The organism is Methylobacterium tarhaniae, assembly GCF_001043955.1.
Taxonomy (GTDB): Bacteria; Pseudomonadota; Alphaproteobacteria; order Rhizobiales; family Beijerinckiaceae; genus Methylobacterium; species Methylobacterium tarhaniae.
The window spans coordinates 1-11661 of the sequence record NZ_LABZ01000156.1 but is presented as its reverse complement, the minus strand read 5'-3'; the positions used below and the strand labels follow the sequence as shown (position 1 = coordinate 11661).

The window sequence follows — 11661 nt, the reverse complement described above, 5'->3', positions numbered from 1 at the left end:
CAACCAGACCGTTATGAGCGGTCGGCTCTAACCATTGAGCTACAGGCCCTTCGGTTGAGTCTTCAGTCTCTAGCGCTTGGTCTGCGTCCGGGCGACAGACTCGGCGACAGAAACGACGACGCAAACCCTTGCCGTAGGTACCCGGGACCCACGCTCTGGGCAAGCCCCTCGTGCGGTCTCTCGTCTCGCCATCACGTCGCCGGCAGGGGAGGGCAGGGATGCCCCGAGCCTTCCACCGACCGTCCCTAACCTGGGACCCCGGCCTGTACTTGGCGTCGTGCCGTGCCGCGGGCTCCGCGACGAGGAGCGACGCGGGACGCGCGGGCGCTGGGGATTGCCGTCAGGGCGGTCCGCCATACCGTCACGGCCGCCCCCCGCAGGCGCGGAGATGAACCGACGGCGGTGTTGTCGGCGCCGGTGGAGTGAGAGCCTGCCGAGGCTGCACGCGGTGACGCGGGTACGACAGAGTTGTCCTTCCCGAAGGCATCGGTTCGGGAACGAGCGCCGGCATCCATAAGTCGCGTCTCGGCCATCATGGCAAGCTCGGCCATCATGGCAAGTCTGTATCGCTGGCAGCCCGATGTGGGAAAAAGGCCGCCACCGCGGGCATCATGCTGCTGCGACCGTTCTCGGGCGCAGATTGCGCCACCCCTGAACTCCATCAATGCTTGTCGCCGGTCCCTCTGGCGTCAGCGTGAGAATGGCCGGCCTCTCGATTTCCAGGTGCCAGCCGGCCGCCTGCAAGATATCGAAAATCTGCCCCTCGATCTGTCGTGAGTGGGTGCCGATCACGAGATATTTGACGCGTTCATTGAGAATGGAAAGACAGGACTTCACCAGCTCTGCTTCTCCGCCCTGGATATCCATGTGCAGCAGATCAAGCGTGCGCGAGCCGATCACGTCGGCAAGCGGAACCATCGGCAATGGTTCATAACGACCGGTCGCCAGCAGCCGGTCCCGCTCTGCGGCGTCTGCGCCGAACACCGGTGCGAGACCCCAATTCTCGCCAGCCGTATCTTGAAGCGCAAACAGCGCGGTTCCTGCCTGTGCCGCCGCTATGCCACGGTAGAGGGTGATCTCTTCGGGCGCAAAGCCGTTCGTCGCGAGGGCCTCCCGTGCAAAACCAAGATGACCAGCATCGCCCTCGACACCGATGAGGTGGACGTCACGCCCCGCGTTGCGCGCGGCAACGCCGGTGTTGTTCATCCAGCATCCCCAGCCGCAGCCGAGTTCGGCCATCGTAAACCGCGACCCCGCCAGGTCAACGGCGCGCAGAGCGGCCGCCCATTCGGCGGTATCGGCGTGCCAATTCGCCGGGATGGGCGCTGGCTCCACTAAGCCTGCCGATCCGGAAAGAAGCGAGGGTAGAAATTTGGTGTCGATCCTAACGCCAAGATAATTTGTCAAAGAGTCCGGATGGGCTTGTAGATCTTGTCGGGCGTGGGATAGGACGATCTCTTCGGCGTCGATTTGGCTGTTATATTGATAGAGAGCGTTATTTTTTGCAAATCGCGAACGAAATTCGCCGGAAGAGGCAATGGCGGTGATGATTTCGGCGGGTGAGCTGCCTGAGGCGTGGTGCGAAACGATCGCCTCGCTTTCTGGTGGGCGTCCAAGCAGGCTTTCATAGGCCGCGTAAACGACATCGCGCATCGTCGGATTGCGATCCTCGGACTGGAGCATGGCCTGCCCTCTCGGCGTCTTATGCCCCGGCGAGATGCCGGGTACCCTAGGCATAGGTTCCTAATCATTGGCGGCGGGTTGGTCCATCGTTGAGTTATACGTCAATTGATTGACGCGCTGCATGGCGGCTCGCCGACCCATGATCTGATGGAGGTGGGGTGACACGACAGTCGCACTGATCAAGGGCGGGGCGGACGAGCCAGATTGAACATGCTCCCATGTATACGTCCATCCACATTGCTGTGCCGTGTCTCGATCCACCACACCAAGACAAAGGCATGGATCCGCAGCGCCGCGCTCGATGGACAGCGTGTGAAAGGCATCCGGACTGGGAGGTCGCGGGGTCGCCGGCATCGGCGAAGCGGTGCTTCGGCGGACCAGCCCGATCAGATGGGCGACGTTGTCGCCGTCATGACCGGGCGACAGAAACGCGACAGAGCGGCGTGAGTCACGGCTGCCCTGCACTGATTGGTCGTGACGAAAAAAGGTGAGCCGGACGGTCCGGGCGGCCGGCTCCGACCGGTGAGCGAAAGGCTCCCGGCCATTCGGGTCTCAGGGAAGCCCAGGTCAGCGTCCAGAGGCGGCGCGGCTCGGCGGGGCGTCATCGACCGCGAGGGTGCCGAGATAGGTCTCGACCACCCGCGCATCGCCCTGAAGCGTGCGGCTGTCGCCCTGCAGCACCACGCTGCCGCCGTCGAGGACGTAGCCGTGATCGGCGATCTGGAGCGCCGCGCGGGCATTCTGCTCGACGAGAAGGATCGCCACCCCCTCGTCGCGCAGACGCGCCACGGTGCGCATCACCTCGGCGACGATGAGCGGTGCGAGGCCGAGGCTCGGCTCGTCGAGCATCAGCAGGCGCGGCCGGGTCATCAGGGCGCGGCCGATGGCGAGCATCTGCTGCTCGCCGCCCGAGAGGGTGCCGGCGCGCTGCGGCAGGCGCTCCTTCAGGCGGGGGAACAGGGTGAAGACGCGCTCCAGCGGCGCCTCGCGGTCGGCTTCCTTGCGGTGAAGGTAGCTGCCGAGCCGAAGGTTGTCGGAAACGGAGAGGCGCGGAAACAGCCGCTTGTTCTCCGGCACGTAGGCGATGCCGCGGGCGGTGATGGCGTGGCCCGGCAGACCGTCGATGCGGGCGCCGTCGAACACCACCTCGCCCGAGCGCGGCCGCTCCATCCCGGAGATGGACTTCAGCAAAGTCGACTTGCCGGCGCCGTTGGCGCCCGCCACCACGACGATCTCGCCGGTATCGACCTCGATCGAGACGCCCTGGATGGCCAAGAGGCCCTGATAGGCGGTGGAGAGCCCGCGGACCTCAAGCAGCACGGTGACGCTCCCCCAGATAGGCGGTGATCACGCCCTCGTGGCGCACCACCTCGGTCGGGTGGCCCTCGGCCAGGACGCGGCCGAGATGCAGCACCACGGCGCGGTCGACGAGCGGCATCACCACCTCCATCACGTGCTCGACCATGATGACGGTGACGCCGCGCGCCGCCACCTTGCGGATCAGCTCGACGCCGGCCTTGGCCTCGCTCGGGGTCAGCCCCGTCAGCACCTCGTCGAGGAGGAGGAGCTTCGGCTCGGTGGCCAGCGCCCGGGCGACCTCGAGGCGGCGCTTCTCCGGCGGGGTCAGCTCCCCCGCCACGGCCTCCGCCCGATGGGACAGCCCGGCGAAGTCGAGGGTTTCGAGAGCCACCCGTCGCGCCGCCGCGGCGCCGGCATGGCGGGCGAAGCCCCCGACGACGACGTTCTCGAGCACGTTCATCGAATCGAACGAGCGCGGCACCTGGAAGGTGCGGGCGATGCCGCGCCGGCAGCGCTCGGGGGCGGAGAGCGGGGTGATGTCCTCTCCCTCGAAGACGATTCGTCCCTCGCTCGGCTGGTAGGTGCCGGAGATCAGGTTGAACAGGGTCGACTTGCCGGCCCCGTTCGGCCCGAGCAGCCCGAGGATCTGGCCCTCCGGCACGTCGAGGCTGACATCCGCGTTGGCGACGAGGCCGCCGAAGCGAAGCGTGACGTGGTCGATGCGCAGCAGGGGCGCGGTGTCGGCAGGCATGCTCACGGCGTCGCCTCCTCGTTGCGGGCCTTGCGGGTGCGGCGGAAGAGGCTGAGGACGCCTTCGGGCCGGGCGAGCGCCACCACCATCACCAGCACGCCGTAGAGCATCAGATCGAGGCCGTTGCCGCTGCCGCCGAGATAGGAGCGGCTGATCTCGGTGAGCGGGATCAGGATCGCCGCGCCGACGAGCGGTCCCCACAGGGTGCCGATGCCGCCGAGGACCGCCGGCAGGGCGAAGAGCAGCGAGAAGCGGAAGCTCATCACGCTCTCGGGATCGATGTAGGAGACGTAAGCCGCGTAGAAGCCGCCGCCGATGGCGGTGAAGAAGGCCGAGACCGCCGCCGCCGCCATCTTGGAGCGGAAGACCTCGACCCCGAGGCTCTCGGCGGCCTGGGCGTCGTCCTTGACCGCGCGCCACCAATAACCCCAGCGCGAGCCCTCGATCAGCCAGGTCACGAACCAGACCACCGCCAGGAAGCCGACCGCGAAATGGACATACGGGATCTTGTCGCGGGCGAACTGGAGCGTCCACCAGGAATCCGGGTTGAACGGCCACTGGATGCCCATGGCGCCGCCGACGAAGTCCCAGTTATGGACCAGCAGCAGCCCGATCTCGGCGATCACGATGGTGGCGATCGAGAAGTAGTGGCCGGCCAGGCGAAAGCACGGATAGCCGAGGATCAGCGCCACCGCCGCCGAGAGGGCGCCACCCGCCAGCATGCCGAACCACGGCAGGACGCCGTAATTCACGAACAGCACCGAGGTGGCGTAGGCGCCGAAGCCGAAATAGAGCGCGTGGCCGAGCGAGACCTGCCCGCAATAGCCGCCCAAGATGTTCCAGCTCTGCGAGAGCGCGGCATACATCAGGGTGAGGATCAGGACGTTCTGGAGGTAGACGTCGCGGATGCCGTAGGGCAAGCCCGCGAGGCCCGCGAAGACCAGGGCGGCGACGACCAGCTTGCGCCGGCGCTTGGCCGCGTAGCTCGCCTCGGCCCGCGCGGGTACTGAGCCCGGCGCGAGGGCGGTGGTCAGCGTGGTCATCTAAAGCCTCCCGAACAGGCCTTGCGGCCGCGCGAACACCACTGCGAGGTAGAGGGCATAGACGCCGATGGACTTCAGCGCCGGCGGCAGGATCACCGCCGTGACGGCCTCGACGAGGCCGACGATGATGCCGGCAACGAGCGCACCCCCCACGCTGCCGAAGCCGCCGAGCGCCACCGTGACGTAGGCGATCAGCGCGAAGCTCGCGCCGACCTGGGGGTGGATGTAGTAGAAGATCGCCAGCACGGCGCCGGCGAGGCCGACCAGCGCGGCCCCCAAGCCCCAGCCGAGGGCGAAGACCCGGTTGCGGTCGATGCCGACGAGCGCCACCGCGCCCTGGTCCTCGCGGGTGGCCTCCAGCGCGCGGCCGAAATCGGTGCGGCTCATCAGGAGGTGCAGGCCCCCGAAGGCGGCGAGCGAGACGAAGGCGCCGAAGATCTGCGGCCAGGGCAGGAAGATGCCGCCGAGATCGAGGGTGCGCCCGCCGAGCCAGGTATTCTGGACGTTGCGGTAATCCGGCGTGAACAGGTATTGCGCGGCGCCCTGGAGCAGGATGGCGAGCCCGAAGGTCGCGAAGATCTGCACCATGCCCTGGTTGGCCTTGGCCCGCATGGCGAAGCGCACCACGCCCAGATAGGCGGCGGCCCCCAGCACGAAGAGCAGGGCGGCGACCAGCGGCATCAGCACCACCGGGTCGAGCTGGGTGACGAGCACCAGCCCGAAGGTCGCGTACATCGCGAGCATCAGGAACTCGCCATGGGCGAAGTTCACCACGTCCATCAGGCCGAAGATCAGCGAGAGGCCGACCGCGATCAGGGCGTAGATCAAGCCCATCAGGAGGCCGCTCGCCAGCACCTGAACCAGGGCTTGCGTCGTCATGGGGGTAAGGGGCTCCGGTGGGGCGCGAAATGATGGATCGATCGGCGCCAGGAATGGCGCGGGTTCCTCCTCTCCCCGCGGGCGGGGAGAGGGCCTGGGGATCGGAACGATCTCACACGACCTTGTCGTCGGCGCGGCGAGCCCGCAGGGCGAGGGTGAGGGGGTGGTTCCGGAGGCGTCTCACTCGTCGAGACCCCCTCACCCTCGCTCCGGCTTCGCCTGCGCTTGCCGAGCCCCCTGAACGTGGGCCCGGCCCTCTCCCCGCCCGCGGGGAGAGGGGGGAAGCGCTTCACCTCACGCGTTCATCGGCCACTTCGCCGGCGCCACCGCGGCCGATTCCGGGAACACCGTGACGAACTTGTCGCCGATCCATTGCAGCAGGACCGGGTCGGCATGGGTGTTCTGCCCGTCGGGGCCGAAGGCCACCTTGGTCCAGGGCATCACCGTACGGGTGCCCGGGATGTCGGTGGCGGCGAGCGCGGCGCGGATCTTCTGGCCGTCGGTCGAGCCGGCGCGGTCGAGGGCGTCGGCGAGCACGATCATCGCCATGAACTGGCGCGAGGAATTGTCGTTGAAGTCGCGGCCGGCCCGGGCCTTGTACATGTTGTTCACGGTGGCGACCATCGGCCGCTTGGCGGCGAGGTCGAGGGAGAAGCTGCCCCGTGAGATCACGCCCTGGAGCTTGTCGCCGACCGCGTCGTAGGTCACCTTCTCGGAGAAGCCGGCGGCCTGGGCGATGATGCTCTTCGGCTTGTAGCCGAGTTCGGCCATCGTCTTGGTCAGCAGGATCGCGTCGGTGGTGTAGCTCGTCGGCAGAAGGACGTCGGCGTTGGCGGTCTTGAGCTGCTGCACCTCGGCGGTGAGCGAGGGCGAGTTGCTCTTGTACTTCACGTCGGCGACGAGCTTGTAGCCGCGCTCGGCGGCGAGCTTGCGCTGCACGGTCGAGGAATCGACGCCGTAGATCGTGTCCTCGAAGAACAGGGCGACCGAGTCGATCTTCTTGCCCTGCTTGCGTTGGGCATCCAGGAAGTCGAACATCGCGGTCGAGAACATCTCGTCGTGGGCGGCCGGGCGGAAGAAGAACTTCAGGCCCTTGCGGTGCAGGCTCGGCGACGAGGAATCGGCGCAGACGAAGGGCACGCCGTAGCGCTCGGCGGTAGCGCTCACCGTGGCCGAGACCGCCGACTGGTAGCAGCCGACGAGGGCCGAGACCTTGTCCTGGGTGATGAGGCGCTCGGCCTCGGCACGCCCTTTCTGCGGATCGGCCTGGTGGTCGGCGAAGACGAGGCGGATCTTGGCGCCGCCCATGCCGGCGAGCCCGACGCCCTTGGCGCCCGGCAGGTCGAGGTCGTGGTCGTTGTTGATGAGATCGAGCGCCGTCTCGATGGCGTGGCGGGCGTCCACCCCGACCTGCGCGCTCGGCCCCGACATGGCATAGAGCACGCCGACCACCACCTCGGGCGCCGCCGCGCGGGCGGGGGCGCCGCGCAAGCCCGCGAGCGAGAGGGCGCCGGCCCCCACCAAGAGTTCTCGACGACGGATCATGCGCTGGCCTCCAGGAGATGGGGACTTCATCCAAGCCTCATTCCGCCGGCTTTGAAAAGCCCGTGTCGAGGCTGTCGCCAGCCCGAATGCGGAAACGATGCACGAACAGGAAATCAAGACGAAAGAACCGGGGACATCTGTCAGAGCACGGCGTATTCGCTGTTGCGCCGATCGGTGATCAGCATGCAGCCCGGCGCATGGGTGATGGCGAAGGCCGGCCGCACGGCGGCGATCACCGATTGCGGGGTGACGCCGCAGGCCCAGAAGACCGGGATCTCGTCGTCGCCGATCGCGACCGGGTCGCCGTAATCGGGCTCGGCGATGTCGGGAATGCCGATCAGGTCCGGCCGGCCGAGATGCACCGGCGCACCGTGGACCGAGGGGAACCGCGAGGTGATCTGCACCGCCCGGATCGCCTGGGCGGGGGTGAGCGGGCGCATCGACACCACCATCGGCCCGGAGAAGCGGCCGGCCGGGGCGCACGGGATGCTGGTGCGGTACATCGGCACCCGCACCCCCATCTCGACATGGCGCAGCGGCAGGCCATCCTCGGCCAGAGCCGCCTCGAACGAGTAGGAGCAGCCGATCACGAAGGCCACGAGGTCGTCGCGCCAGAACTCGGCGGCCGAGTCGCACTCCGCCACCACCTCGCCGTCGCGCCAGACCCGGTAGCCGGGAATGTCGGTGGCGATATCGAGGTCGAGGCCGAGCTCGGGGATGCTGCGCTCGCCCTTCGCCGAGACGCCGATGATCGGGCAGGATTTCGGGTTGCGCTGGGCGAAGAGCAGGAATTCGTCGGCGAGGTCGGCGGGGAGCACCGCGAGGTTGCCCTGGACGTAGCCGTCGGCGATGCCGGCGGTGCAGCCGGTGATTGCGCCGCTGCGGCAGGCCAGCCGCGCCGCCTCGCCGGTCATTCGCGCTCGATCGAAGGGAAGGGTCATCGCCGCTCCTTTGCCGGGATGTATCCGTGCCCAGCCATGCGCCATGTTCACCCGTTGAGCAGGTAAGCGCCAATCGTCATTTCGCATCGGTTTCGATAAGGGGGGCTTATCATCGCCAGTCCGGCGAGCCTGCGACCTCGCAGGCCAGCCGCGCCGCCGTCGCGGCCAGCCCGGCATCGGGCGCATTGGGGTAGGTGGCGGTGAAGCCGATCTCCGGCAGGGCCGGCGCCGGGGCGATCACCTGCAGCGAGCCCTCGTCGAGGTCGCGCCGCACCACCTCGGGCGGGATCACCCCGATGCCGATGCCCTCCCGCACCATCCGGACGATGGTGGAGAGCGAGGCGTTGCTGTGCAGGCGCGGCGGCGGCAGGTTCGACTGCGCCAGCATCTCGCGCAATTGCACGTAGGGGTTGGTGTTCTTCGGATAGGTGATGAGCGGATGGCGCAGGAGGCTCGCCAGGCTCGCCTCGCCGGGGCCGAGATCGAGGGACGGCGCGGCGATCCAGGCCAGGGACACGCTGAAGAGCGGCAGGTTGACCAGGCTCGGCATGGTGATCGGCCCGACCAGGAAGGCGAGGTCGAGATCCCGGTTCAGGAGCGCGTCGCGCATGGTGGGCGAGATGTCGACCGCGATGTCGACGGTGACGCCCGGATAGGCCTCGTTCATCCGGGCGATGAAGCGCATCAGCCAGGTATGGACGATGGTCTCGGAGACGCCCAGCCGCAGCACGCCGCGCACCGAGCCGGGCTCGGCCACCGCCTGCATCATCTCGGTGCGCAGGCGCAGGAAGCGCTCGGCATAAGCCAGGAGTTCGCGGCCCTTGGCGGTCAGTACCACCGAGCGGGCGCGCCGCTCGAACAGCCGCACCCCGAATTCCTGCTCGAGCGCGGCGATGCGCTGCGACACCGCCGGCTGCGAGGTGTTCATCCGCTCCGCCGCCTTGCGGAAGCTGCACAGCGAGGCGGTCCAGTAGAAGATCTCGAGGCTTCTCAGGTCCACCATGCTCCGTCCCGGATCGCGCCGGGACAGTGTGGAGCAAGGTTCGGACCAGGGGCAAGGTTCGGGCGCCCCCGCCCACCCGGCTCACTCCAGCGGGATCAGCCCGGCGACACCAACGCGGCGACATGGCGCGTGGCGGGATCGCCCGCTTCCAGCCCGGCCGCGACGCCGGCCCGGTCGGCCGCGTTGCGGTTCTGGCTCATCTTGCGCTTGCCTTCGAGGCGGGTGATCGGCAGCCGAAGGCCGACGATGCCGCGCAGCTGGCCTGCGATGAAGTCGGCCGGTGCGTCCGCGACCGCCCAGGGGCTCGGCCGCGCGCCCTCGTGCCGCTCGGTGAGCCGGGTGACGACGGCGAGCAGGCGATCGGGATCGTCGAAGAACTCCGCATTCCCTTAGGCATGCACCGCGACGTAGTTCCAGGTCGGCACCACCTTCCCGGTCTCGCGCTTCGTCGCGTACCAGGACGGCGTCACGTAGGCGTCGGGCCCTGAGAAGATCGCCATGGTCTCGGCGAGGGCGGGCTCGCGCCAATGCGGATTCGCCCGGGCGAGGTGGCCGTAGAGCACGCCCTGCTCGCCCTCGTCCGGGTCCAGCAGGAGCGGCAGCGGCGTGCACAGGAGCCCGGCCGCCGTCGCGGTGACGAGGCTCGCCAGCGGGGCGGCGCGCATCGTGGCGTGTATCGCGGCCGTGTCGGTGTCGCGGAAGGCGGGCGGGATGTACATCGGGAATTCCTGGGGTTTCTGGGAGGGCGGCGCGGGCATGGCGCGGGACGCGGGCTTCCGCCACGGCACAGGTGCTGGTCCTACGCCCGGAACCGGCCCATGCTGAACGGCCAGTTCGCACCGGAATAGGTGGGCCAGTTTGGACGCAGCCTCTCCCCGTACCCTGCCGGTCAGCGCCCGGATCGGCGCCGACCTGAAGGCGCAGATCGCCCAAGGGGTCTATCCGCCCGGGGCGGTCCTGCCCTCGACCCGGGCGCTGGCGGCCGAGCTCGGGGTCTCGCGCACCACCGTCACGGCCGCCTACGACCAGCTCATCGCCGAGGGCTACCTGGAGACGCGGCCCGGGGGCCGGACGCGGGTCGCCGCCGGCATCCTGGCGGGGCCCTCGCCGGCCGCCGCCGTGGCGGCGGCGCATCACCTCTCCGCCTTCGGGCGGCGCGTGCTTGCCGAGCCCCTGCCCCAGGGGGCGCCGGGGCCGGCGATCGATTTCCTCTACGGCGACCTGTCAGGGAGCGACTTCCCGGTCCTCGCCTGGCGCCGGGCGCTCAACGCCGTGCTGCTGCGCCGGCCGGCCCGGCTCGGCTACGGCGATCCGCGCGGGCTGCCCGAGCTGCGCGCGGCGTTGCAGGCCTATCTCTGGCGCGCCCGGGGCCTGCGCTGCGGCCTCGACCAGATCGTCGTGGTCAACGGCTCGCAGCAGGGGATCGACCTCTGCGCCCGGCTGCTCGTCGATCCCGGCGACCGGGTGGTGATGGAGGATCCGGGCTACCGGACGGCGCGCCAGGCCTTCGCCGCGGCGGGCGCGGCGATCCTGCCGGTCCCGGTCGATGCGGAGGGCCTGCAGACCGGATGTCTCGCCGGGATCGGCCCGGCGCGGCTCGCCTACGTCACCCCCTCGCACCAGTTCCCCCTCGGCGGCGTCCTGCCCGCGGCCCGCCGGCAGGCCCTGCTCGCCTGGGCCGAGAGCTGCGGCGCGACGATCGTCGAAGACGATTACGACGGCGAGTACCGCTTCGACGCGCGGCCGGTGGAGGCGCTCGTGAGCCTCGATCGGGCGGGCCGGGTGATCTATGTCGGCACGGTCTCCAAGACCCTCTCGCCGCAGCTGCGCCTCGGCTACCTGGTGGTACCGCCGGGCTTGAGCGAAGCTTTCACGCAGGCCAAGCGCCTCGCCGACCGGCAGGCGCCGGGACTGGAGCAGGCCGCCCTCGCGGGCCTCCTGGCCGAAGGCGGCTACGAACGCCATCTGCGCCAGGCCCGGCGGCGCAATGCCGCCCGGCGCGCCGCCCTGCTGTCCGCCCTCGCCGAGAGCTTCGGCGGAGAGGTGCGCGTGGAGGGCGCGGCGGCGGGCCTGCACCTCGTCGCCTGGTTCGAGAGCCTGCCGGCCGCCGCCGAGGCCGGGATGGCGGCGTCGGCGCGGGCGGTGGGCGTCGGCGTCTACCCGGTCGGCCCGCTCTATCACGACGCGGCCTCCCGGCCGGACCGGGCCGGGCTGCTCCTGGGGTTTGCCGGCAGCGAGCCCGACGCGATCCGCACGGGCATCCGCCGCCTCGCCGCGGCGCTTGCCGGCGGGATCTCCGTCAGGGGGTGATCCGGCGCACGACCGCCATGGCCCGGTGGCGGCGCCGCCGGATGGGTCCGGCGACGCGCGACATCCTTTCTCGGAGCCGGTTTGACTTGCTCGACAGTCTCGACACCCTCCTGGTCATTCCGGGCTCCGCTGTGCGGACCCGGAATGACCAGGAGGGTGTCAGGACGGCCGAAACAATCAAACAGGCTCTCATACCGCCGCGCTTAA

At 69.3% G+C, this 11661-nt stretch carries 9 protein-coding genes and 1 pseudogene; 1 reads left to right on the top strand and 9 read right to left on the bottom strand.

Annotated features, from left to right (window positions below; all coding sequences use genetic code 11):
* Nucleotides 1-609: 609 nt before the first annotated feature.
* The 9 genes and pseudogenes from VQ03_RS21265 to VQ03_RS21225 form a co-directional block, all read right to left on the bottom strand.
* On the bottom strand, nucleotides 610-1683 hold the full coding sequence (locus VQ03_RS21265) for a class I SAM-dependent methyltransferase (RefSeq protein WP_208605533.1): 1074 nt from the start codon (nucleotides 1681-1683) through the stop codon (nucleotides 610-612).
* 567 nt (nucleotides 1684-2250) lie between these two features.
* Nucleotides 2251-3000: an ABC transporter ATP-binding protein gene (locus tag VQ03_RS21260; protein WP_048452905.1), complete on the bottom strand. Its 750-nt coding sequence runs from the start codon at nucleotides 2998-3000 to the stop codon at nucleotides 2251-2253.
* Complete coding sequence (locus VQ03_RS21255; protein WP_048452904.1) at nucleotides 2993-3733, bottom strand: ABC transporter ATP-binding protein; 741 nt, start codon at nucleotides 3731-3733, stop codon at nucleotides 2993-2995. Before VQ03_RS21255 ends, VQ03_RS21260 begins: the two co-directional genes overlap by 8 nt.
* 2 nt (nucleotides 3734-3735) lie before the next feature.
* The gene (locus VQ03_RS21250) at nucleotides 3736-4776 is read right to left on the bottom strand and encodes a branched-chain amino acid ABC transporter permease (protein ID WP_048452903.1); all 1041 of its coding nucleotides are present in this window, start codon (nucleotides 4774-4776) and stop codon (nucleotides 3736-3738) included.
* Nucleotides 4777-5655, bottom strand: a complete 879-nt coding sequence (locus VQ03_RS21245) for a branched-chain amino acid ABC transporter permease (RefSeq protein ID WP_048452902.1) — start codon at nucleotides 5653-5655, stop codon at nucleotides 4777-4779.
* 294 nt (nucleotides 5656-5949) lie between these two features.
* Complete coding sequence (locus VQ03_RS21240; RefSeq protein ID WP_048452901.1) at nucleotides 5950-7200, bottom strand: ABC transporter substrate-binding protein; 1251 nt, start codon at nucleotides 7198-7200, stop codon at nucleotides 5950-5952.
* 140 nt (nucleotides 7201-7340) lie between these two features.
* A complete protein-coding gene (locus VQ03_RS21235) occupies nucleotides 7341-8141 on the bottom strand; it encodes a putative hydro-lyase (protein WP_048452900.1) in 801 nt (266 codons plus the stop codon).
* Nucleotides 8142-8250: 109 nt separating this feature from the next.
* Nucleotides 8251-9144, bottom strand: coding sequence for a LysR family transcriptional regulator (locus VQ03_RS21230; RefSeq protein WP_048452899.1), 894 nt, complete (start codon nucleotides 9142-9144; stop codon nucleotides 8251-8253).
* 95 nt (nucleotides 9145-9239) lie between these two features.
* Nucleotides 9240-9863: pseudogene (locus tag VQ03_RS21225) on the bottom strand (FMN-binding negative transcriptional regulator).
* Between the two features lie 139 nt (nucleotides 9864-10002).
* On the opposite strand from VQ03_RS21225, the gene pdxR reads away from it, so the two are divergent.
* Complete coding sequence (gene pdxR, locus VQ03_RS21220; protein ID WP_048452898.1) at nucleotides 10003-11454, top strand: MocR-like pyridoxine biosynthesis transcription factor PdxR; 1452 nt, start codon at nucleotides 10003-10005, stop codon at nucleotides 11452-11454.
* Nucleotides 11455-11661: the final 207 nt, after the last annotated feature.

Coding starts and splice junctions, on each gene's coding strand:
- VQ03_RS21265 (WP_208605533.1), bottom strand. CDS start 1,683: ATGCTCCAGTCCGAGGATCGCAATCCGACGATGCGCGATGTCGTTTAC.
- VQ03_RS21255 (WP_048452904.1), bottom strand. CDS start 3,733: ATGCCTGCCGACACCGCGCCCCTGCTGCGCATCGACCACGTCACGCTT.
- VQ03_RS21250 (WP_048452903.1), bottom strand. CDS start 4,776: ATGACCACGCTGACCACCGCCCTCGCGCCGGGCTCAGTACCCGCGCGG.
- VQ03_RS21245 (WP_048452902.1), bottom strand. CDS start 5,655: ATGACGACGCAAGCCCTGGTTCAGGTGCTGGCGAGCGGCCTCCTGATG.
- VQ03_RS21240 (WP_048452901.1), bottom strand. CDS start 7,200: ATGATCCGTCGTCGAGAACTCTTGGTGGGGGCCGGCGCCCTCTCGCTC.
- VQ03_RS21235 (WP_048452900.1), bottom strand. CDS start 8,141: ATGACCCTTCCCTTCGATCGAGCGCGAATGACCGGCGAGGCGGCGCGG.
- VQ03_RS21230 (WP_048452899.1), bottom strand. CDS start 9,144: ATGGTGGACCTGAGAAGCCTCGAGATCTTCTACTGGACCGCCTCGCTG.